This is a genomic window from Exiguobacterium marinum DSM 16307, assembly GCF_000620845.1.
In the GTDB taxonomy this organism is placed as follows: Bacteria; Bacillota; Bacilli; order Exiguobacteriales; family Exiguobacteriaceae; genus Exiguobacterium; species Exiguobacterium marinum.
This window is the reverse complement of the sequence record NZ_KK211189.1, coordinates 1,736,907-1,760,274: the sequence shown is the minus strand read 5'-3', so window position 1 is coordinate 1,760,274 and position 23,368 is coordinate 1,736,907. Positions and strand designations below refer to the sequence as shown.

Annotated in this window: 23 protein-coding genes and 1 other RNA gene; 7 read left to right on the top strand and 17 right to left on the bottom strand. The window is 45.4% G+C overall.

Annotated features, from left to right (window positions below):
• Window positions 1-81: 81 nt before the first annotated feature.
• The gene (locus tag P400_RS0109375; protein WP_026825946.1) at window positions 82-1,575 is read left to right on the top strand and encodes a peptide MFS transporter; all 1,494 of its coding nucleotides are present in this window, start codon (window positions 82-84) and stop codon (window positions 1,573-1,575) included.
• A gap of 41 nt (window positions 1,576-1,616) precedes the next feature.
• Here the strand turns inward: P400_RS0109375 and P400_RS0109370 are convergent, their stop codons facing one another.
• Window positions 1,617-2,912: a glutamine synthetase family protein gene (locus P400_RS0109370; protein ID WP_026825945.1), complete on the bottom strand. Its 1,296-nt coding sequence runs from the start codon at window positions 2,910-2,912 to the stop codon at window positions 1,617-1,619.
• Window positions 2,913-3,101: 189 nt separating this feature from the next.
• Here P400_RS0109370 and P400_RS0109365 point away from each other — a divergent pair, with 189 nt between their 5' ends.
• Window positions 3,102-4,139, top strand: coding sequence for an SDR family oxidoreductase (locus P400_RS0109365; protein WP_026825944.1), 1,038 nt, complete (start codon window positions 3,102-3,104; stop codon window positions 4,137-4,139).
• 26 nt (window positions 4,140-4,165) lie between these two features.
• Here P400_RS0109365 and P400_RS0109360 read toward each other — a convergent pair whose 3' ends face one another.
• Window positions 4,166-4,486 carry a general stress protein gene (locus P400_RS0109360; RefSeq protein WP_026825943.1) on the bottom strand — a complete coding sequence of 107 codons (321 nt, stop codon included), beginning with the start codon at window positions 4,484-4,486 and terminating at the stop codon, window positions 4,166-4,168.
• A gap of 87 nt (window positions 4,487-4,573) precedes the next feature.
• The gene (locus tag P400_RS0109355) at window positions 4,574-4,789 is read right to left on the bottom strand and encodes a hypothetical protein (RefSeq protein ID WP_026825942.1); all 216 of its coding nucleotides are present in this window, start codon (window positions 4,787-4,789) and stop codon (window positions 4,574-4,576) included.
• A gap of 98 nt (window positions 4,790-4,887) precedes the next feature.
• Here P400_RS0109355 and P400_RS0109350 point away from each other — a divergent pair, with 98 nt between their 5' ends.
• Window positions 4,888-5,946, top strand: a complete 1,059-nt coding sequence (locus P400_RS0109350; RefSeq protein ID WP_026825941.1) for a GTP pyrophosphokinase — start codon at window positions 4,888-4,890, stop codon at window positions 5,944-5,946.
• An 87-nt stretch (window positions 5,947-6,033) separates the two neighbouring features.
• Window positions 6,034-6,471 (top strand): MarR family winged helix-turn-helix transcriptional regulator, encoded by a 438-nt coding sequence (locus tag P400_RS0109345; RefSeq protein WP_026825940.1) that lies wholly within the window; start codon window positions 6,034-6,036, stop codon window positions 6,469-6,471.
• A gap of 84 nt (window positions 6,472-6,555) precedes the next feature.
• Here the strand turns inward: P400_RS0109345 and P400_RS15110 are convergent, their stop codons facing one another.
• The 5 genes from P400_RS15110 to P400_RS0109320 form a co-directional block, all read right to left on the bottom strand.
• Complete coding sequence (locus P400_RS15110) at window positions 6,556-7,203, bottom strand: class F sortase (protein WP_026825939.1); 648 nt, start codon at window positions 7,201-7,203, stop codon at window positions 6,556-6,558.
• On the bottom strand, window positions 7,148-7,945 hold the full coding sequence (locus P400_RS0109335) for a DUF4397 domain-containing protein (protein WP_026825938.1): 798 nt from the start codon (window positions 7,943-7,945) through the stop codon (window positions 7,148-7,150). The genes P400_RS15110 and P400_RS0109335 overlap by 56 nt, the downstream gene beginning before the upstream one ends.
• Window positions 7,946-8,193: 248 nt before the next feature.
• Window positions 8,194-8,901 carry a glycerophosphodiester phosphodiesterase gene (locus tag P400_RS0109330; protein ID WP_026825937.1) on the bottom strand — a complete coding sequence of 236 codons (708 nt, stop codon included), beginning with the start codon at window positions 8,899-8,901 and terminating at the stop codon, window positions 8,194-8,196.
• Complete coding sequence (locus tag P400_RS0109325) at window positions 8,898-10,370, bottom strand: carboxypeptidase M32 (RefSeq protein WP_026825936.1); 1,473 nt, start codon at window positions 10,368-10,370, stop codon at window positions 8,898-8,900. The genes P400_RS0109330 and P400_RS0109325 overlap by 4 nt, the downstream gene beginning before the upstream one ends.
• Window positions 10,371-10,444: 74 nt before the next feature.
• The gene (locus tag P400_RS0109320) at window positions 10,445-11,977 is read right to left on the bottom strand and encodes an FAD-dependent oxidoreductase (RefSeq protein ID WP_026825935.1); all 1,533 of its coding nucleotides are present in this window, start codon (window positions 11,975-11,977) and stop codon (window positions 10,445-10,447) included.
• Between the two features lie 193 nt (window positions 11,978-12,170).
• Between P400_RS0109320 and P400_RS0109315 the strand changes: the two genes are divergently transcribed.
• A complete protein-coding gene (locus P400_RS0109315) occupies window positions 12,171-13,142 on the top strand; it encodes a D-alanyl-D-alanine carboxypeptidase family protein (protein WP_051545973.1) in 972 nt (323 codons plus the stop codon).
• Between the two features lie 334 nt (window positions 13,143-13,476).
• Complete coding sequence (putP, locus tag P400_RS0109310) at window positions 13,477-14,958, top strand: sodium/proline symporter PutP (RefSeq protein ID WP_026825933.1); 1,482 nt, start codon at window positions 13,477-13,479, stop codon at window positions 14,956-14,958.
• A gap of 43 nt (window positions 14,959-15,001) precedes the next feature.
• Here putP and P400_RS0109305 read toward each other — a convergent pair whose 3' ends face one another.
• From P400_RS0109305 to rnpB, 8 genes are all read right to left on the bottom strand, one after another.
• Window positions 15,002-15,307, bottom strand: coding sequence for a hypothetical protein (locus P400_RS0109305; RefSeq protein WP_026825932.1), 306 nt, complete (start codon window positions 15,305-15,307; stop codon window positions 15,002-15,004).
• Window positions 15,308-15,322: 15 nt separating this feature from the next.
• Entirely contained in the window at window positions 15,323-15,877 is a 555-nt protein-coding gene (locus P400_RS0109300; RefSeq protein ID WP_026825931.1) for a hypothetical protein, read from the bottom strand.
• Between the two features lie 79 nt (window positions 15,878-15,956).
• The gene (locus tag P400_RS0109295; protein WP_026825930.1) at window positions 15,957-16,778 is read right to left on the bottom strand and encodes a YihY/virulence factor BrkB family protein; all 822 of its coding nucleotides are present in this window, start codon (window positions 16,776-16,778) and stop codon (window positions 15,957-15,959) included.
• 103 nt (window positions 16,779-16,881) lie between these two features.
• Window positions 16,882-18,300 (bottom strand): alanine/glycine:cation symporter family protein, encoded by a 1,419-nt coding sequence (locus P400_RS0109290; RefSeq protein WP_026825929.1) that lies wholly within the window; start codon window positions 18,298-18,300, stop codon window positions 16,882-16,884.
• A 67-nt stretch (window positions 18,301-18,367) separates the two neighbouring features.
• Complete coding sequence (locus P400_RS0109285; RefSeq protein ID WP_235181845.1) at window positions 18,368-19,279, bottom strand: Gfo/Idh/MocA family protein; 912 nt, start codon at window positions 19,277-19,279, stop codon at window positions 18,368-18,370.
• Window positions 19,280-19,322: 43 nt separating this feature from the next.
• Window positions 19,323-19,505, bottom strand: a complete 183-nt coding sequence (locus P400_RS0109280; RefSeq protein WP_034771048.1) for a hypothetical protein — start codon at window positions 19,503-19,505, stop codon at window positions 19,323-19,325.
• Between the two features lie 121 nt (window positions 19,506-19,626).
• On the bottom strand, window positions 19,627-20,790 hold the full coding sequence (locus tag P400_RS0109275; protein ID WP_026825926.1) for a THUMP domain-containing class I SAM-dependent RNA methyltransferase: 1,164 nt from the start codon (window positions 20,788-20,790) through the stop codon (window positions 19,627-19,629).
• A gap of 123 nt (window positions 20,791-20,913) precedes the next feature.
• Window positions 20,914-21,281: RNase P RNA component class B (gene rnpB, locus P400_RS15540), an RNA gene on the bottom strand.
• Between the two features lie 120 nt (window positions 21,282-21,401).
• On the opposite strand from rnpB, the gene P400_RS0109270 reads away from it, so the two are divergent.
• A complete protein-coding gene (locus P400_RS0109270; protein ID WP_026825925.1) occupies window positions 21,402-21,806 on the top strand; it encodes a hypothetical protein in 405 nt (134 codons plus the stop codon).
• 43 nt (window positions 21,807-21,849) lie between these two features.
• Here P400_RS0109270 and P400_RS0109265 read toward each other — a convergent pair whose 3' ends face one another.
• Window positions 21,850-23,298, bottom strand: coding sequence for a S8 family peptidase (locus P400_RS0109265; protein WP_026825924.1), 1,449 nt, complete (start codon window positions 23,296-23,298; stop codon window positions 21,850-21,852).
• Window positions 23,299-23,368 lie beyond the last annotated feature (70 nt).

Below are 23,368 nucleotides of genomic sequence, written 5' to 3'. Positions count from 1 at the left end.
AAAATTTGAAATTATCTTTCAATTTCACTTTACAATCATAATAATCCTTTTTATGATAAAACGGTTAAGGAGGGATCTTTCATGGAAAGGATCGATAAACAGACAATTGTGGATAGTGTTCCACAAAAAGGTTTTTTAGGACAACCGAAAGGATTGTTCACATTGTTTTTCACAGAATTTTGGGAACGTTTCTCATACTATGGAATGCGTGCCATCCTCGTATTCTATATGTACTATGAGGTTTCTGAAGGAGGACTCGGGCTCGACCGTAACGTCGCGCTATCGATCATGTCCGTCTATGGTGCGCTCGTCTATATGTCAGGAGTCATTGGGGGATGGCTCGCAGACCGGATATTCGGGACGTCACGTGCAGTCTTTTACGGTGGTGTGTTCATCATGCTCGGACACATCGTCCTCTCAATTCCGGGAAGTGTCGTCTTCTTGTTCATTTCGATGGCGTTAATTGTCATCGGTACTGGTTTATTAAAACCAAACGTATCAAGCATTGTTGGAGATATGTATAGCGAGACGGACCGCCGCCGTGACGCTGGATTTAGTATCTTCTACATGGGAATTAACTTGGGGGCGTTTATTTCACCACTCATCGTCGGACAAGTACAAAAAGACTACGGTTTCCATTGGGGCTTCGCCCTTGCCGCGATTGGAATGTTCGTCGGTCTTGTCGTCTTCGTCCTGACCCGTAAGACAAATCTCGGTCTAGCCGGGTCATATGTTCCAAACCCGTTGACGCCTGAAGAGAAGAAGAAAACGATTCGAATCGTCAGTATCGCCACTATCGCAATCGCTATCCTACTTGCGATTTTGATTCCACTTGGTTGGTTCACGATCAATACGTTCATCTCGCTTGTCGGAGTATTCGGAATTGCGATTCCGACATTGTATTTCATTATGATGTATCGCAGTCCAAAAACAACAGAAGTCGAGCGGTCTCGGATTATTGCTTATATCCCGCTCTTTATCGCTTCCGTCATGTTCTGGGCAATTCAAGAGCAGGGGGCAACAATCCTCGCAAGTTATGCGGACACACGGACTGACCTTGAGTTCTTCGGTTTCACATTGTCACCGGCTTGGTTCCAATCATTGAACCCGCTCTTCATCATCTTACTCGCACCGATCTTCGCTTGGTTATGGGTACGTCTAGGAGATCGCGAGCCGAGCATCCCGACGAAGTTCGCATTTGGGATTTTGTTTGCGGGAATCAGTTTCTTGGTCATCTTACTTCCTGCTTATTTCAGCGGTCCAGATGCCCTCGTCAACCCGCTCTGGCTCGTCTTGAGTTACTTTATCGTCGTCTTGGGTGAACTCAGTTTATCACCGGTCGGTTTGTCAGCTACGACAAAACTCGCCCCAGCCGCATTTTCTGCTCAAACGATGTCACTCTGGTTCTTGTCAAATGCTGCTGCACAAGGAATTAACGCACAGCTCGTCAAATTTTACTCACCAGAGAATGAAATGCTATACTTCGGAATCATCGGTGGTGCTGCCATCGTCTTAAGTTTGATCCTATTCGCGCTCGCACCAAAAATCAAAGTGTACATGCGTGGTATTCATTAATCATGAAACAAGCCAGCCGCTGAAGAGCGGCTGGCTTGTTTTTATTTTCGTACTTGAATGAGTGACAAGTAACGATCGACCATATTGTGATTAAAGTAGTCATGAAAGTTGTCTTGCTTCAGGGATTGAATCGATTCATGGAACGTCGCCGGGAGTGATGCGATTCCTTGGCTCTCAATCTGTTTTGCTGAATATTCGAACAAGTCGTCTTCATTCGGAGAAGACGGAACAAGTTGCTGTTCGATTCCCTCGAGTCCAGCATAAATGAGCGCAGCAAGTGCCAAGTATGGGTTCGCACTCGGGTCAGGATTACGCACTTCGACACGTGTCGCACTTCCACGAGAAGCCGGGATACGAATCATCGAACTGCGGTTCGATGGACTCCAGCAAATATTGACTGGAGCCTCAAATCCAGGAACGAGACGCTCGTACGACTCAGGGAGCGGGTTTGTAAAGATGGCAGTGGCGCGGGCGTGCTTTAAAATTCCCTCGATAAAATGACGAGCTGTTTTTGAGAGGCCATAGTCCGCATCAACTTCGTCGAACGCATTGTTTGTCGGGTTACCGGATTCATCATTCTTCCATACCGAGATATTAAGATGCATTCCCGAACCGTTCACGTCACGTAACGGTTTTGGTAAGAACGAAACAGATGCCCCTTTTTCTTTCGCAGCAATCTTGACGATTTCTTTGAAGAACTGGATATTATCCGCAGTATGGAGTGCATCGTCATATTTGATGCCAATCTCATGTTGTGCCGGGGCGACTTCATGGTGGACCGCTTCAATATTAAATCCGACTTCACTCAACCGATTCGCAATATGTTGACGTACTTCATAGCCTTTGTCTTCTGAACGTGTCGAGAAGTAACCAGCTTCATCATAAAACTCGCCGTTTTCGTCAAAAATAAAGAATTCTGGCTCTGCACCAACGAATACCGAATAGCCGTCTTTGGCGGCACGTTCGAGCGCATCTTTCAATACGTTCCGGGGATCATATTCGTATCGTTCGCCTTCTGGTGTGCAAACATCGCAGAAGAATGCCAAAATATTCTCATCACCATCTTGTTCATACCGTGGACGATCTAAATCCGGTCTCAAGAATAAGTCAGAGTTTTTGATGGAAGAGAACCCATTGATGGAGGAGCCATCAAACATCGTTTTTCCTTCAAATACTTCTGGCAACAATTTTGCCGAAAGCGTCAAGAGTTTCAAATCACCGAGTACATCTGAAAAGTATAGATGGATTTGGGTAACATTTTTCTCTTGTACCGTTTTCTCAATGTCTTGTTGCTTCTTCTTTGCGTCATCCTTGTCTGTTCCGAATAGATTTGCCATGATTCAAAAAAACCTCACTTCAATGGATTTGACAGGCAAGCTGTCTTTACGCACCGTTCGTACGCTTCTCTATAGTTCATAACCGACTTCGTTTTTTTCTAAACATGAAATTTCAAAAGAGGCAAAGTGGCTACATCAGCCGAGACTTGATATGATGGATGCAGAATGTCACAGAAAGGGAGAACGCGATTGTATATATTTATGACTGGTGGAACTGGATTTTTAGGAGGACGTCTCGCCAAAGAGTTGATTGGTCGTGGGCATCGCATCTGTATGCTCGCACGAACGCCAGAAAAGGTAAACGCTCAGTTCACGACTGAGGAACGCGAGATGATAGATGTATTGCAAGGGGATTTGACGGCGCATGCACTCGGTGCTGATGAACGCTTCATCGACTCTCACAGAGGAAAGGTTGATTTATTTCTACACATGGCGGCACTCGTCAAATTTGATGAAGAACTACGTGAAGCTCTGTTTGAAACCAATTTGACCGGGACGAAAGAGGCCCTGCGATTGGCCAAGGCGCTCAATTGCCGCCGCTTCTTCCATGTGAGTACGGCCTATACGCTCGGCGCAAAAGAAATCGGTGGTGAGACTTTGTACGATGTGTCGCAATCATTTTTAAACCCATACGAAGAGAGCAAGGCGCACGCCGAACGGGCGGTCTGGGACTCGCGTGAAGCGCTTGAGGTTTCCATCTTCCGACCGGCGATCATCGTCGGCGACTCAAAGACAGGTGAGGCTGATTCAAAATTTACGATGTATGGATACATGCGCGCCCTCGAACTATTCAAACGCAAACTTGTGCGCCGGGGTCACGACTTTGAGTCCCTTCGCCTGATTGGATCTGCAACAGGTACTTCGAACCTCGTTCCGGTCGATTATGTGACAGATGTGCTCTTAGCAGCCATTGAGCATGCGAAAGCGGGTACCATCTATAACGTGACGAATGATACGCCCCCACGAAATGAGACGATGCTCGATTTTATGAAAGAGTCATTATCTTTCCCACATTTGATGATTTCTGAGACACCGACATCCACACTCAGTTCCATCGAACAGTCTTTTAACGATATGGTCAAAGTATTCAATCCGTACTTGAATCGCAATATTAAGTTCTATGATGAAAATACGAAGCAGTTGCTTCGGGATGCAGGATTTTCACCACTTCGACTCGATCATCAATCATTACGTCGCATTGTGAATGCATACTACCAAACAAAATAAAAATGGACCGGGGTACCGGTCCATCGTCATTTATCGCAAACTAAAACAATTTTACCGTCCTGAATCTCACGTTCGAGGGAATCTACCATCTCTTTTGTTAACCCTAGGCTCTCCATCTGTTCCATTCGATCATCTGAATTGCTTGTAAATTTGGAGAGAAGCGACTCGAACATTCCCTTCTCAGGGATACGATACGATTGAACCCCCGCTTCTGCAGCCAATCGAACTGTCAATTCCTCGTCTTTTGCGAACAAATAGATGTGTTCGTTCACACAACCTCCTGAAACCATTTCATTTACTTCATGGTCGACTGTCGTCATATCATTCACTACTCTTGTTTCTATCATGCCCCATCCTCCTAGACGTTCACACTCATAATTTTACTATTTTTACTATTCCCCAAAAGTGAGGTGATAAACATGAACCCCTATGGTTTATTCGTGGATTGCCCACACTTCGATATCAAAGTGTTGTACGATTCCCTGAATTCGCTCACATTCATCCTCAATCCCTGTTCGCCCTTCTAATCGAGCGGTTACCGTGAACTGATTCTCGACTTCTCGGATACGGGATATCCGATATCCTGCCTGTTGCAATAAGCCTGCGATGATTTCAATCTTCTCTTTCTCTGCCGATTGAAAGACATGCATATATATCATCTCCTTCCAAACCTCTCATCATACGTATGCTACCATATCGTTTCTCGTTTGAGATGATATACTATTGATAGAGAAAAGGAGTGATTTTCGTGCCTAAACAAGATCTAAATACAATCATGCTCGAATATTTGAATGAAAAGGAAGACTATGAAGCATTTGCGACGAAGCTGAAAGCACTCCTCAGCGAACTATTGACAGAAGCCGGTATTCAGTTTCATTCAATCGTTGCCCGTGCCAAAGAAGCAGATAGTCTATTTGCGAAGCTATCCCGAAAACCTTACCAATATCGGTCCTTACGTGATGTACAGGATTTGGCAGGAATTCGTATTGTTACGTACTTTCATGATGATGTGAGGACCGTTGCCCAAATTTTAGAAGATGAGTTCACCATCGATCGAGAACAATCGATTGATAAATCGACATTGCTTGACTCCAATGAATTTGGTTATCTTTCTGTACATTACGTCGTGGAGTTGAGTGACAAACGACTCGCACTTGGCGAATATCGTCGCTTTGCGGAAAAAGAGGCAGAGATTCAAGTCCGCTCGATTTTGCAACATGCTTGGGCTGAGATTGAGCATGACCTTGGATACAAAAATCCCAACGCTGTCCCGCCTGAGATTAAACGCAGCTTCAGCCGAGTCGCCGGTCTGTTGGAGATTGCTGATTCTGAGTTCGTGAACATCCGGAAACAATTAAGGACATTCGAACAAGAAACGGTGGAACAGATTCTTGAGTCTCCTGAGAAAGTGGCGATTACACGTGATAATTTGAATTATTATATCGCGAATGACAAAGTCGTTGAAAAGTTGGATAACGCCATCTTTAAGAGTGAGTGGTTACTCGAAACCGACCTCTCGGCCATCGTCGAACTGACACGCATGTTCCATTACGCAGATATTCGGACATTCAAAGACTTAAGTGATACGCTCTCAACTTATTTCACGCAAGCCATCCAATGTGCGACGCTTCTTCCTTCTTCTCTTTTACCAAGACAAGGAATGGGAGTTGTTTACGCCGTGCTTGCAAAACTTCTGGCAGAAGGAGATGAATCGCAAATCGAATTCTTCTTTAGACGCTTCTACCCGGACCTAAAGCATTACGAAGACATCATTCAACAAATTAGAGTGAAAGACGAGCCGCTATAACTTTACAGACAACACCTTTTTAATGTAGAATGTTTCTATGTTCTGAAGTATATATGAATAATATTAAACTAGGAGGTAGTTTAGAGGATGACCACACCTGTACAGACCACTTCACGTCGTCAGCTCGTCGCTGATGCTGAACGTGGAATCCGAATGAACTATCGCGGAGTTAAAAAAAATCTCCGTTCGATGTTCTCACAATACTTGACCCGCAATGAATTCTTCATTCTACGTTCTCTTTGTCAACAGAGTCCTCAAATCGCCTCTGCACTGTCAAACGAGTTTCAATTTTCGGCTTCAATGATTACAGCACTCGCTGATGAGTTAACGAAAAAGGGCTTAATCTCTCGCGAGCGTAGCGAGCGTGACCGCCGTGTCGTTGAACTTCAGGCGACCGATGCCGGTCGTGAGTTGTTTGAGACGCTAGAGAGCATGAAAATCGAATATTTGTTAGAAGTGTTTACTGATTTTTCAGATGACGAACTCATTTTACTCTCAAAATTATTAGATCGTATGGATGCTTAACCTATAAACAGACCTCACCCTTGACGGGCGGGGTCTGTTTTACTTTAAAAGGAGATGCGAATCTTTGATTCGCATCTCCTTTGTTTATTTCGTTTCAATCAAGTGTGCTGTGACAACGATCCGGTCACGATATCCTAGCTTCTCATCGTATGGTCCCGCGCAAGTAATCAGTTGAATCCGTTTTGCCTGAGTGGCCGCAAAAATCGAAGCGAGCGGAACTTGTTCAAGGCGATATTGTTTTACACTGACGACTTCATATGTTGCGACTTGACCCTTTCTTTGGAGCGTCACCACTTCTCCAATTGGAAGTTGATCAAGGTTCGAAAAGATGGCGGGACCGTTCAAGTCATCGAGATGACCGGATAACACAACATTTCCTGTTGCGCCTGCCTTCGCACCGTATTGATACCAGCCAACTTGATTTACGTCAGCCGGAGTATCCATCCGTCCAGCATCATCCTTCCCGACTGCTTCAATCGATGCATCAACATCGATTGATGGAATCACAAGCCGGGACGGGACAAAACTATTCGAATGAAAGGATTGACGATCGACCTGTTTTGACGTCAAGACGATTGGTTTAGCGAAGTCAGCCATCGGCATGACGAATGATCGATCAGGTGCATCGGCCTGAGCACTCAATAGGAAAAATGTGATGGTTCCTAAAAAGATGAGCTTAAGCGTCTTGCTTCTGACGACGAAAGACGTAGAATCCTGCCGCTGCCGCTCCAACTACCGCTGCTGCGAGCAACCAGTTCATTGATGCTGTTTGAGCGAGACCACCTTGTCCAGTCTCAGGAGCCATCGCCATTTCTCCGCCATCTGCAGCGAGGAGTACTTCAAACGCTGGTTCTCCTTCAAGGAGTCCGATAGCGAATGCCGTATAGTTCATACCACTTTCGAGTGCGACACCATCAAGTGCTTTGACGACATCGGTCGCCCCCGCTGGACGAACTTCAAGGTCATACGTGCCGGCATCGAGTGTGCCGTAATCACTTACTGCTTTGAACTCGAGGTTTGAGAATAGTGGGTCTCCACCTTTAGGTGCTACATCAACTGCTGGAGCATCCGGTGCGAAGTGAGCAACGCGAACTTTTGATTTACCGTCTTCGAAGTTCGCATCGTCTTCCATTGCAGCGATTTCGATGTTTTCAAGTTGTCCAATCGCAGCAGCTGTGTAGAATTTGCCTGCCTCGATTGAAAGGTCTGCTGCAACGACGACTGTTTCTGCGTCACCTGCTGGCTTGATCTCAACGTTGTAATCTCCAGCAGGAAGAGTCAAGTAGTCAGTGAGGTCTTTGAATTCTGCTCCCTCGACCGCGACTTCCCCATCCACATACACGTCAACTGCCGGTGCATCAGGTGAAGCATGTAGCACACGGACCATCGCATTTTCATGTCCATCGGCGCTAACCGGTAAGATGAACGCGAAAGCCAGTGCTAGTGTACCAAGTAAAGACATCAACTTCTTCATGTGAAATATCCTCCTTTTTTCTACGGTAACCTACGACTTGCATACAATAAGTGTGATGCAGTGCTACATGGTGTGCTACATCTGATTGCTATGTAGCTCGGTGACATCTTAAACTTAAGACAATCCGACAGTGACGTAAAGGGGACACTATGTCCTGAATGTGCTCCGATATGTTATGGAATGAAAGCGCAACCTCTACACTATTTTAGATTCCCAATCTCGATAAAGTAAAACCCCTTAGTCTGCGACTAAGAGGTTTGATTTGCCCATTCGATATCATTCACAAAAATGGCATCGACTTGAAGAGCTAGGCAGCGCTTCATTTCACTAGCTGTCTTGATTGTATAAGGTCTTACAGGAATACCATGTTGTTTTAAGCATTCGATTTCTTGATCTGTGATGCGATTGATATGTGGATGGACCGAGTCGGCTCCCACAAATTTAAGATATCCGACAAGGTCATATAAGGGTTGTGCCAATAAAATCGCACACTCGATATCTGGACGCATTTGCTTCAACCGATGAATCGTCTCATGGTTGAATGAAGAGAAAAGGATACGCGATGGGTCGATTCCTGCCATTTCAATTGTATCGATGATGCGGGATTCAATCCCTTCGTAGCGAAGGACATCGGTCTTCACCTCAAGATTTAATCGGATTGATTCATCCCTCACAAGTTCGAGAAGTTCTTGTAGTGTCGGGATGACCTCTTGTTGAGAATATCGAACTCCGGCGTTAAATCTTCTCAGTTCGTTGAGTGTGTATGAAGACACCATACCGCTCCCGTCCGTCGTTCGCTCCAGTGTCTCATCATGAATGAGAACGAGCTCACCATCTTTGGTCAAATGAACATCTGTCTCGATGCCATCCGCGCCTGTATCGAGTGCGAGCTTAAAAGCAGACATCGTATTCTCAGGTCGGAGTGCCATCACCCCACGATGTGCGAATCGTTTCACTTGGTTACAGTCTGATACTTGTCCGTCAAATAGCGAACGAGCGGTTGCACCGAGATTTCTTGACCGGTCACTTGTCGAATAAGTTCATTCGGCGTTAGACGTTTTCCATATTGATGGACATTCTCCTGTAGCCATGCTTTTATCGGCTCAATCTCACCATCTTGAATCAGTGTCTCGAATTGAGGCAGGTCGGACTTCAAAGCCTCCGTCAATTGCGCCGCATAAATCAACCCGAGGGCATAGCTCGGGAAGTAACCGAATGAACCACCTGCCCAATGGACGTCTTGAAGGACCCCTTTGGCATTCGACGGCACATCGAGACCAAGATACTCTTTATATTTTTCGTTCCACGCCGCTGGCAGCTCATCGACGGATAATGTTCCTTGAATGAGCGCTTTCTCAAGCTCGTAACGGATGATGATGTGGAGACTGTACGTCAACTCGTCTGCCTCGATTCGAACGAGGGATGGCTTGGCTTCATTCACCCCACGATAGAATGTATCGAAGTCGATATCAGCATATGTTGGATGCAGTTGTTTGAGTTGCGGATAGACACGCCGTAAAAAGGCCTCGCTGCGTCCAATGAAGTTCTCAAAGAAGAGCGACTGCGATTCATGGATTCCCATTGATGCACCCCCTCCTAAACCGAGTTCATCGAGGGCTGGGTCGATTTGCTGTTCATACGTCGCGTGCCCCGCTTCGTGCATCGTACCGAACAACGCATTCCGAAAATCGGCTTCATCATACTTCGTCGTGATTCGGACGTCACGACGGTTGATTGTGATCTCAAATGGATGCACGGTCGCATCGAGACGCCCGCGCGACAAGTCGTAGGCGACAACATTCATCCAGTCGTGACAAATTTTCTCTTGAACGTCTGCCGGCATCGACCAGTCCATGGAGAACGATTCATTCGGGAGTTGCTGAATGAGGGGAACTAGTTCATCTCGGAGCGAGGCGAACAATTCGTCTAAGAGTTCAACCGTCATACCGGGTTCGAAGTCATAAAGCAGTGCATCGTACGGATGCTTCTCATAACCGAAATATTCCGCAAATTTTTGTTGGAATCCGATGATTTTCTTTAAATAAGGAGCGAACATGTCCCAGTCGTCTTGGTCTTTTGCTTTCTCCCATGCCGTTTCCGCCTCAGAGACAAGCGTCACGTACGCTTGATACTCATCATGAGGAATCTTTGCGTTTCGTTCATATTGCGTTTTTGCAACTTCAAGTGAACGCACTTCGATATCAGATAGCCCCTCTTCCTCAGTCATCCGTCCCAATAAAGAAGCAAACGATTCACTCGTTTGTCGTTTGAACGCCTCGGTCGACAAATATCCGATCGTTTCTGCCCGTAACGGTGCCGAATGCTCCGGCATTTGTGTACGCATATCCCAATATAAGAGAGAAATTGCTTCATCAAATGCCCGGAGTTGTTTAAAATGATCACGCCATTCTTTTGTTACTTCCATCTGTCAGTCACCCCTCTGTGTTATTCTTTTCTCTTTCTACTTTATTATAGCTATCAACCTTTGCCTACACCAGTTTACAAATCTTCTCGCTTGCTATAGGTGAGTGGTTTTGTCGCAGGTCCTTCCAGGACGGCTCCTTTTGCATCAAAACGAGACCCATGACAAGGACAATCCCATGTCCTTTCCGCATTGTTCCATTTCACTGTACAACCGAGGTGTGTGCAGGTCAGGTTGACAACATGGCAGCGGTTTTCTAAATCTCGGTATACCCCTTTTGTGCGATGACCCACTTGCACGATTCCACCTTCATCTAGCTGAAGATCTTGAACATCTTGTCGTTCGAGCACCCGTTCGACCGCTCCTTTCGTGAATTGTGTGGCGGTGTCGAGGTTTGTCTTTAAAAATGCAGGGAGGTCTGTTGGTTTGACAGTTGTCCGGAGTGGTGACACCAACTCTGAAAAACGGTCTGGACGATTCGTGAGTTGATCAGCTAACAATATTCCGGCAGCAATTCCGTTAGTCATACCCCATTTTAAAAATCCTGTCGCCACGAAGATATCTGGTTCCCGCTTAAACATCTGTCCTACATACGGGAGGGAATCTAATGTGATGAGATCTTGAGAAGACCAACGATACGTCGACCGATTCGTTCCAAAATGATGTTGGGCATCGCTCTCCAGACGATCATAACGACTTCGGGTGTCCGTCACCTGTCCCGCTAAATGTCCTTCTCCACCAATTAGTAAATATGTTTTTCCATTATCAACATATGACCGATACGATCGACTGTTGTGATCGACACTTAAATACATCCCTTTCAGCGGATCTGTATCCGTTTCACAAGCAACGATATAGGAGCGCTCTACTGAAAATTTAGACACGTATAGCCCACGTAGATCATTGAACGGATAATGGGTCGCAATCACGACCTGATTTGCCTGAACCCGTCTTCCTGTAGCAGTCGTGACAATCGGTCGTGGACCTTGACTCACTTCCATCGCCCTCGTCTGTTCATAGATATTTCCGCCGAGTCGAACAAAGCGTTCAGCTAATTCACGTAAGTACTTGACGGGATGAAACTGTGCTTGATTGCGAATTACTAAAGCTTGTTCGATTGTAAATGGAAGTGCATGATTCACTTCCTCTGTCGCTTCTCCCCCATCAATCTTTAGACGGCGGTAAGCATCGAGTTCTTTTACGAGTTCGTCATTTGGTTCCGTCGCATATAAGTACGAATGTTCCAAAGAAAAATCGCAATCGAATCCTTCGTTTACTTGATTCTGTAAATAGACAAGTGCTTCAGCATTGAATTCGTAGTAAAGACGCGCAACCGTCTCACCGAAGTGTCGTATCAATTTTTGATAAATCGACCCGTGTTGAACAGAACATTTGGCCGTCGTATGACCAGTGGTACCATGACCAATCTCTAACGCTTCTAAAAGCGTCACTTGCTTCCCTCGCTTCTGCAACTCATAAGCACAGACAAGTCCTGTAATCCCGGCTCCAATGACTACGACGTCAGCTGATTCTGAAACATTTAACGAGGGATACAAGGGCCCTGTGTCATGCTGTCGCCAAATAGAATTCGTGAACGGATAACGATGCATGGTAAATTCTCCTCTCATAGTAGTATCTCTACGTCTTTACCCAAATCTTCATTGTTTCCTCATCAATCATTGACCTAGTTCTTTATTTTAATAGCGAAAAAAGAGAGCGTTTTCTATTATGTTTAATGAGTAATGATAAAAGGAGGGACTTTTGTTGACCCGTAAAAGGAGACACCGAAGAAGAACGTACATCATGCGACGAATGATTGCAGCGGTTGTGTTGCTCAGCATCATCGCAATGATCCCGACCTTAGTCGGATTTAAACAAGACAAGGAATCACCAACACCTGCAGAGGCAGCCGCTCCGAAAATGGAACCGATGAAACAAGGTCCGGTCTTTCCGAATATTGAGATGGGGTCATGGCATCCCAGTGAATCAACTATATTATCAAACGATGACATTTCCGTTGGAGCTTTGACCTTCATCAACGTGACGAAGCAGGAAATTTTAATCGATAAGAACGCAGACGATCGCGTGTTCCCAGCGAGCACAACCAAACTGATGACGGCACTGCTCGCCTACGAAAAAGCATCCGTCGCAGACGAGCTCGATCAATCAGTTATCACCATCCAAGCATCTACACTCGACATTCCATGGGATAGTCACATCGCCCATCTCACAATTGGTGATAAATTGACGGTACGCCAGGCTTTATATGCTACTCTTCTCGAATCGGGAAATGATGCTGCGAATAGTCTAGCGGAATATACGAGTGGGTCTACCGAAGCATTTGTTCAATTAATGAACGACCGTGCGAAAGTTTTAGGATTAGCTGGCACTCACTTTATGAATGCACACGGATACTCAGATCCGAATCATTATACAACGGCGAACGACATGGCTAAAATTGCCTTCGCATTCAGTACATACCCTGAACTTGTTGAAATTGCCGGGACTTATGAATACAAAGCTGAATTTGACGACATTGACGGAAACGGCAAACGGCGTTGGTGGTATCACCTCGGATCCGCTGTTAATGAAAGAAGCATTAACTATTCGAAATACGTGACGGCTACTAAAACAGGTTACACCGACGAATCCGGTTATACGATGGTGTTCATCATGCAACATGAAGAAGAGACGTATATCTTGGTCACAATGCAAGCAAAATCTGGGCAGACATTCCCGACGATGCGACTCGTTGAAGAGACAGCATTCCAATAATGATGAGAAAGAGCATTTAATCTATGCTCTTTTTTATTTTTTCTGAAAAGATATCATTTAATATTACATTAATGTTACAACAACAAGTCTGCAGCATTTCAAATATTCAGAATATTTAAACTTTTTAATGAAAGAAATTTGCTCTTATCCGTTGATATGATAGGCTTTAGAGCCGTTTTTATGAAAAGATGACAGTTTGCAATCATTCCAAAGGTTCTGTAAGGTAAACCACAAGTTCGCCTTTTCAACTTTTGTATTTGACTGTGTGACGACTTCACACAATCGCGAACGAGTTGATGAGATAGATTTTTTTAACTTAATAGGAGGTAATTCAATGCTATGGCAAGAATGGGTATCAATCGCGCTTTATCTCGTGATGATGCTTCTTATCGGATACGTCGCGTATAAGCGAACGACCGATTCATCAGATTATATGTTAGGTGGCCGTAAAATGGGGCCAGGAGTTACAGCCATGTCAGCCGGGGCTTCGGATATGAGTGGTTGGATGTTAATGGGACTACCAGGTGCAATGTATGCAACTGGACTATCAGCAATTTGGTTAGCCGTTGGATTGGTCATCGGAGCTTACTTGAACTACTTGTTAGTTGCTCCACGACTTCGCGTCTTCACAGAGATGGCGAACGATTCGATTACGATTCCAGACTTTTTAGAGAATCGGTTCCGAGATCACTCGAACTGGCTACGGATCCTATCCGCATCCGTCATCATCATCTTCTTCACGTTCTACACGTCAGCCGGACTCGTTTCTGGCGGGAAGTTGTTTGAAAGCTCATTCGGATTGAACTATCAGACAGGTGTCATCGTCACAATCAGTGTCGTCATCTTGTACACCCTTTTCGGTGGGTTCACAGCAGTTAGTTGGACGGATTTCGCCCAAGGCGTCATCATGTTCTTGGCACTCGTGCTCGTTCCTTTCGTCGCATTAACAGATCTCGGTGGAGTAGACACTGCTGTCAACTCTGCAACAGCAATCAATGCCGACTTGTTTGATTTATTTAAAGGTACGACAACACTTGGGATTATCGGTCTCCTCGCCTGGGGACTCGGTTACTTTGGTCAGCCGCACATCATCGTCCGATTTATGGCCATTCGTGATGTGAAATCTTTGAAAACAGCTCGTCGTATCGGAATGAGCTGGATGACTGTATCGATTATTGGTGCCGTCATGACAGGTTTCGTCGGAATCGCATACTTCCGCGGTCAAGGAAATCCGCTTGGTGACCCAGAAACAGTCTTCATTCAATTCTCTGAAGTCTTGTTCCACCCGTTCATCACTGGATTCTTATTAGCTGCGATTCTTGCAGCGGTCATGTCGACCGTATCGTCACAATTGCTCGTTACGTCGTCTGCTTTGACAGAAGACTTTTATCGTAAGTTCTTCAACAAAGAAGCAAGTGAAAAAACAATGGTACGCGCCGGTCGTATCGGTGTCTTGGTCGTCGGGTTCGTAGCAACACTCATGTCTCTCAACCCATCTAGCACAATCTTGACACTCGTTGGATATGCATGGGCTGGATTCGGCTCAGCTTTCGGACCAGCAATTCTCTTGTCACTCTATTGGACGAAGATGACACGTCAAGGTGCCCTCGCTGGTATCCTCGTTGGTGCCATCACAGTTATTCTTTGGATTGTGACTGGACTCTCAACTGTCCTTTACGAAATGGTCCCTGGCTTCTTCTTAAGTATGTTGGCAATCGTACTTGTCAGTAACTTTACAAGCCAGAAAGAACAAAAACGCATCACTCGTGAATTCGGCGAAATGGAAGCTGAATTGGCAGCTGCGAAAAAAGAATAATACCACAAACAAAAACTCGGTTCCCTTAAAGGGACCGAGTTTTTTACATGGAAGCGGCTATTAACCATACACGAATCACGAATGGAACGAGCACTAATACGAGCATCGCGTTACGCATCCATTTGTTCCGATTCCAATAGTACGCCATCAATACGAACGGATGAAGCGCGACCAGTTCGTATGGGTTGAACCAAAACCAAGTAATGATCAATGCGATCAAATAATAGAGCACTGATTTTTCTTTCGTTGATCGATACTCACGCCACATATCATACGCTCCTTTAAAGAACGCAATGAATGTCGCAATCCAAAATAGAATGACAATCACATTATCGAATCCGCTAAACAACTGTGTAACCACCTTTTAGGAAGGATTTTCTACATAAAAACCGCCCCAATATATATGACGGTACGTAAACTCTTTACCACTCTCTACAGTAATTACAATCTCATCTTCCGTCAATACTAGAACGTGAACCGGCACTTCTCCTTGCCGTAACATCGGGCTAAATAGTTGGAACTGCTTGTTCAGCCATTTCCGTTCTGAGAAATTCTGATAGTGATGAAGCGCTAGCATAGGATGGCTCAAGTATACTATGCCAATCAATGCAATGGCGACTGGCGGCGACCCAATCTCCATCAAGAACGAAAAGACGAGTAAGAGTGACAAGATCGCATATCCGAATTCCACTAACTCCATGAAAGAAGCACGACTGGCGACGACATATTGAATGACTCGAAACATGAGATACAGGATGATACTGACCATCAAGTACTCCGAAAATGGTGATTGCTGAAACGATACGTTCAAATAGAATAAAACAGGTAATAGTAAAATCCACTTCCACAGATGTAAGGCGAGGTAAAACAATGATTGATCGATGAAACGACGATTGTGAACGAGCCGTTGCATATTCATGTTTCCCACCTCCGCTTAGATGATGTGACCTTACGTTACCATTCCCTATTCTTTTGAATGATAACTAATAATTACAAGTCTAACGAAGTTTTTCTTCCCTCTCGATCAGTGTCGCATTTAAGAGGCCTCCGAGTAAAATCACAGAGGCTGCTAGATAAAACCAAATCAATAAGACGATGAACGCTCCAAGTTGTCCATAAAACTGTTCGTAGTTCGCAAACTGTGAATAGTAACTGAACACATTTGACACAACTAGTATTCCGAGAGTCGTAAATGCTGCTCCAGCCCAACTATTCTTGAAAGTACCAACAACACTTGGCAACCACTTATAGACGAATACGAATACTATGAATAGAAGACTCGTTCCGATAATCCATCTAAAGTAAAACCAAATTTGAGCATAGGTTGTGACAATCTCATCGATGAATAGGATATACGAAGATACCTCGCGTAGCGCCGTCTCAATCACCGGTACGAGCAAAGAAAATGGAAGCACAAACATGAGTGCTAACGTGATGGCAATATCCTGTAAGATCCCTCTCCAAAACGCCTTGTTTCGGACTGCCCGATAGGCATCGTTCAAGGCCCGGACTAATGACTGGACAGCAATCGATGAAATCCAAAGTGCGGGTAAGATACTGAATGATGCCAATTTCAATTTTGAATTGTCAAAAATCGCCTCGATATTTCCTTCTAATAGACGATAACTTGCTTCTGGCATAATGAGCGACAATGCTTGAATCACATCGCCACTTGAAAAAGGTAAAAGTCCAACAATCCCCAACACGAACAACAAGAACGGGAATGTAGAAAGAATGAAGTAATAGGCTAACATAGCAGCTTGATCAAAAAATCGTTCTACAAAAAATCGCTTGACGATTGTCAAGATTACTTGTTTCATAATAATTCTCTACTTTCTTTAATTAAAATAAATACGGTATCTGAAATAATAATAAGTGAATGGAGAAAATGCTCCCTGAATCGGAAGCACTCCCATATATCGTTCAACTGATTTCTTCTTTTTTTGCTTCCCACGCTTCAATATGCTCCTTGCCAGGTAAATCTACATCATCTTTTAAGAATTCTGGGTCTTTGCCATCTTTCTTCTGGAGTATATAATCATCGAGGAGCGTCTTAGCAACTGTACTTAATCGGAAAATCGCGTACATATTGACAAGTGCCATCAACCCCATGAAGATGTCCGCAATCGACCAGACAAGTCCTGCCGAGCGTACCGAACCAAACATGACCATACCGACAACAGCAATCCGGTAAGTGATGAGATATCGTTTTTTTTCAGAAATAAATTCAATATTCGTCTCTCCATAGTAGTAGTTGGCCAAGATCGAGCTAAAAGCAAAAAGAAGAATCGCAACTGTCATGAGTGTCGTTGCTATCGGACCGATCTCAACGAGGAGCGCCTCTTGGGCAAGCTCGATTCCTTGAAACGCCTCAGAACCTTCCACACCCGAAATCAAGACAATCATCGCCGTCGCCGTACAGATGAATAATGTATCGACAAAAACACTGAGTGATTGAATCAATCCTTGTTTGACAGGATGGCTAACTTCAGCCGTAGCGGCGGCATTCGGTGCTGAACCCATCCCTGCCTCGTTCGAGAACAATCCACGGCGAATCCCTTGAAGGACAGCTGCTCCGACCGCTCCACCGAACAGTTGTTGGAAACTGAGGACACCTTCTGAGAAGATGGCCGAGAATACTTGTGGCACTACATCAAGATTCGTGAGGACGACCCAAATCGCTAGTAGGATATAACCACCCGCCATGATTGGCACAATAATTCCCGACAAAGTCGAGATCGAACGAATTCCGCCGAAAATGACAATTGCAGTGAGGGCGGCTAAAATCAGCCCGACCCATATCGTATCAATCTCAAATACATTGTTCACAGAGAGCGCAATCGTATTCGCCTGTACCGAGTTGAAAGCAAATCCAAATGCAAAGGTAATCAAAATGGCAAAGACGATCCCTAACCAGCGCTCCCCTAATGCCCGCTCGATGTAATATGCTGGTCCGCCACGCCAAGCTTTGCCATCATGCACTTTATATACTTGGGCGAGAGTACTCTCGACGAATGCCGATGCCGCTCCAATCAATGCGATGAGCCACATCCAAAACACGGCGCCAGGACCTCCTAATGCGATGGCGGTCGACACACCGGCGATGTTTCCCGTACCGACACGAGCTGCCGTCCCGATTGCGAACGCCTGGAAGGAAGATACCTGACCTTTCTCATGCTTGAGTCCTTTCACAAATAGCAGTTTAAACATTTCAGGTAGCATTCGAAATTGAACGAATCCCATCCGAATCGTAAAATAAAGTCCTCCGGCAATCAAGACAAAGATGAGTAGGTACGACCATAAATAGTCATTGATTTGCATAATCAGTTCACGAACATCCAACAAAACCGCCTCCTTTTATCGGGTTATCGAGTTTTTACCCGCTCTGAATCTGACAGAAACAGACGATTCACTGCACATGTGTGAGTATCTCTTCACACAGTCGATGCGTCTCAAGACTATCCTCGGCAATGACCGACGTATTCGGTTCTCCGTTTACTAACCGAATGAACTCTTCGACCATGTGGATGAATCCGCGACGTTTCAAGTTCGACTCCCACGGGTCGAGTGCCCATTCTCTCACCCCGTCGGGTCCATAATCCAAAATCCGCTCGACGTCACGGCTGACACGCTTCACATTCGGAGACATGACCTCCATCACTTCCTCGGTGCAACCGTTATCACGGTTCATCCAACCGATTGCTTCAATCCCACCTGCAGTGAAGTGAATCACCACTTGTTTCAAAACGTCTCCGTCATAACGCGGAGTGACACGCAACCGTTCGACCGGACGAAGGTCGGTTAGATAGCGGAGTGTATCAACGACGTGAACAAAATCCTCGATGACGAATTCACGAAGCGTCGCCGGTTTATAAGTTCGGTTTTTTTGAATGAACACCATGTTCTTTTGTCCGATCTGTTTCAACGCTTGTGTCGCAGTCGCAAATCGACGATTGAAGCCGGTGACGAGATGAACATCGTTCTCTCTGGCTAACATGACAAGCCGTTCCGTCTCTTCAAGCATGAACGTGATCGGCTTATCAATGAAGACATGTTTCTTTTGAAGAAGACAGTACTCGGCTTGTTCAAAGTGTGCTGATGTCGTCGAATGAATCATGACAGCATCCATCTCTGACATCGTCACCTCCTTAAGGTCAGTGTATCCACCTTGGAAACGATACGTTGACAGCATAGCGTCGAGCTTCTGTTTATCCCTTGAAACGAGGTATACGTTGACGTCTTTCAATCCGGCATACACTGGCAGATATGCTTTTTGGGCCACATCACCAATTCCGACTACTAAAATATTCAATTTGTTCACTCCTTCAGTCATATGTAGAAAGCCCGAAGCGATTGCCTCGGGCTCACGTAATGGATACAATCTCAAAACTAGTGATCGGCTCACGAATCGCGTCCGAAACAATTTGGTAGGCAGCATTTAGCTCTTCTTGATTATTCAAGTTTGGCGCACGGTTCATTTTCACATCTACCGTCCGGGTGGTCTGTTCTTTCGCATGTAACTGATATTCGACGGTATACGTCTGCATCACATGTCCTCCTTTTTATTATACATATGATATGTATAACCTGTTCATCGAATGATGAAACAATTGAGTAAGTGAAGGAAATTAGAAAAATGACCGCTCGATGGAACGGTCATTCTCTACATTAGTCAGATTTTTGATTCGTATCACGATCCGGACGTGGACGACGTTTACCGAAGAATTGATAATACTGTGTCTCAATGTTTCCGTTGTACAATTTACGACGCTTCGTCGCCGGGCGACCGTACGCTTTCTCGAAGTCTTCATAGCTCGTCAACATATAAACACTATATCCAGGGTATTTCGCATATTGTGCCCCGATTCGCTCGTACAAGTCGATGATTTCTTCTTCAGATTGGAGTCGCTCACCATATGGTGGGTTGCCGATGATGACACCGTACTCTTCTTTCGGCTTCAACGCGGCCGCGTCACTATGGACGAACGTGATCGCATCACGAACGTCTGCGAGTTCAGCATTATCTTTCGCGAGTTTCACCATCCGTGGGTCGAGATCGATCCCGTAAATTTTTAGGGGTTTATCCCACTCTGCCTTCTCGTTCGCTTCATTGATTGCCGCATACCAGGCTTTCTTCGGGATACATGCCCAGTCCTGAGCGAAGTATTCACGATTGATACCCGGAGCAATGTTACGTCCGATCATTGCCGCTTCGATTGCAAGCGTCCCTGAACCGGTGAATACATCATAAAACGGCATGTCCGGACGCCAGTTCGTCAATTGAATCATCGCCGCTGCCATCGTCTCTTTGAGTGGAGCTTGCGAATGAAGCTCTCGATAACCACGACGGTGAAGCGGACCGGATGTATCGATTGTGATGGTCGCCACATCTTTTAATAGTGCGACTTCAATCGGGAATTTTGCGCCTGATTTCGGCAACCACTCGCCTTCCTTGTGGTAACCACGTTGCATCGCCTCGACGATTGCCTTCTCCGTGATTTTCTGGCAGTCACGAATCGAGAACAGTTTCGACTTGACTGAACGTCCGTCAACCGTGAGCGCTGCATCCCACGGCATGAGTTCCGTCCATGGTAATGCCACGACCCCGTCAAACAATTCGGTGAACGTCGTCGCTTTGAATTCTGCAACGACGAGTTTGACTCGGTCCGCTGTCCGCAACCACATATTGAGGCGTGGGATGTCTTCCATCTCCGCATCGATATAGACCCGTCCATTTTCCACTTCACACGTGTACCCTAAATCTCTCACTTCTTTTGCTACGAGCGCCTCAATCCCCATCGCTGCTGTCGCAATCAGTTTACGTTTTGCCATTACCTATCGCCTTCTTTCTACAAGGTATCATTCATTAATCTGTAAGTTATAAAAAGTTCATGAAAAAAGGAGTTCAAGTATATGTGCTTGAACTCCTTGTCGTTGTAAGTTGAGACTATGTTGTCCTGTAAGCCATGTTCTGTACTCCGGTGCTCATAACGGTCTCCCTGGCACGATGGAGTGACAATCATCTATCTACGCACAAGTGCGCCCTCCGTCCCGTTCGATTCCGGTCTGGAAGTTCCCCTACCATAGTTTGGGTTTCTCGCTCGTGGGGTTTACCTCGTTCCACTCTGAACGTTTCCGATCAGACTCCGTCACTGTGGCACTTTCAAGAAGCGTACACCGTATCCTAGGACTTAGGTGTTTCTTCTGCCGTCAACTTGCGTTGCCTACACTTATCTTTTCGTGTAGCACGATCACTACAGCCATCACAGGCTGTGCGAGCATGGACTTTCCTCAAGACTTGCGTCCCGCGATTGTCCAGACTTCATAGTCACTTCAACTATTGTAGCGGATATTTCAATGCTTGACAACTGAAATTCGAAACTTGATTTTACGAACAGTCAGCGATAAAATAAGGCGTGTTCATTGAATAAGGAGGGATTTTGATGCATCAGGATGCAAAAAACGGTTGGATTCAACGTCTAACCTATGTAATAGAAATCGATGACATTAAAGTGCTCCACCCGAACAACGGCGTGTTCGCCTTCTACCGGAATAATCGTCTCGTTCGAGGGTTTGAACCGTTCGACATTAAAGCACCGAACGAACTCTCGAAACGATCATATCATTTTGACCATCACAATTTAATACACTTGGAAGAGCGTTTCCCGGACGCGATCCCAGTGTTCGATGAAACGCATGAAACGCGTCGCACATGGAGTGACCGTGTTCGAGTCGGTTTATGTGAGATCATCCGAGATGGTAAACTTAGTTTTGAGCATATCGACGACCAGGGAAATGTCTTAGAAGCGAGTATCCGTTGGTGTGGAGAAGCCATCACCATTGACTAAATAAGATTAGCCGCCTCTCTTCAGGAGTAGGCGGCTTTTAATTTTACAGTGTTTCGACGACGGGCTGCTCCTCCTCAATCTCAGGAGCGTCGTAAGTGGTTGTCACGACTTTTTCTCGTACATCGGTCGGTTTCAGGATGACAGTCAAGCCTCGTGTCGTATCCCCTCGTACTGGGAACGTTCCGGCAATATGAAGGGCTTCATATAGTACATTTCCATCTACATCAAGAACCGTGACCATCCCTTTTCGTGACGTCCGTAACGTAAAGGTCTTTTCATCTGTCGCTTCGACCGAAACAGATGTTTTTAACGTGTTGACATAGTCAATTGTTCGACTCGTGTAGCGCTTATATTTCCCATCTGTCACTTGTCCGACAATCCGATATTGTCCACTCGGTAACCAGTCTCCGCTCGAATACATTGTGAACGTACGATTCGGTGAAAACGTTTTAATTTTTTTACTTCCTTGATAGAGTGTGAACGATGATTTGAGATTCGAGTGATTCATGACACTCAATTTCACGTCTTTGACGTATCGACTTTTCCAAACAGAAGGTGTAGAAATATGAATCGGACGGCTTGTCGCTTCAAGCAATTTCATCGTATTTAGTTCGGTATGTGTTGTTCCGGACACTCGAGGCATTTTTGCAATCAAAGCTTCGATCTCTCCCGGAGTTAAATAAGGATTGATTGATTTGACAAGAGCTAGGCTAGCAGTGACCATCGGTGCTGCCATGGACGTTCCATCCATATAGACAAAACGATTGTTGACCCCTAAAGACAAGACGTTGACGCCTGGCGCAACGATTTTGACGTTTGCATCCATATTACTAAAGTCGGCGATACGATGCCGGGAATCGATCGCACCGACCGCAATCACTTCTTTCATATTTGCTGGAAAGGTCGTTTTGCGTTGCCCATCATTTCCAGAAGATGCGACAATGATCACACCCTTCGCCCTTGCCCGCTTGATTGATGTGGCCAATCGGCTGTCATAATCATCCCCCCCAAGAGACAGGTTGATTAGATTTGCACCTTTCGCGACTGCCGTATCCACAGCTTTCGCGACAGTCCATGAATCAGTGTACTTTGAATTCTTTCCGTAGAACACATTGTAAAAGTGATATCGTACGTTCGGTGCGAGTCCGGCAATACCGAACTGATTATGTTTACCGGCCAAAATGCCTGCAGTATGCGTCCCGTGAATGTCAGCGCTGTAGGGTCCTTTCATTGAGTTGACGACACGAGGAACATTTTTCAAATCCATATGATTCCGGTCGGCAGATGAGTCGATCAGTGCCACGACGATGTCGGAGGCTCCTCTCGTTTTACTCCAGGCCAAATCGGTTCCGATTTGATGAACATAATACTGACTCGATATACGAGGTTCTGAGACGACATAACCATGCTTCTCAAGGATGACAGGTTTGGCTGCACCTACCGTCGTAGGCAGTAAAAGCGCAACTGCTGTCAAAAGGGCAATCTTCTTCATTCCTTCCGCTCCATTCCAAACTGATAAAGTGATTTCATTATCTCAAACTTTGGATTAGATTTCCCTTTTT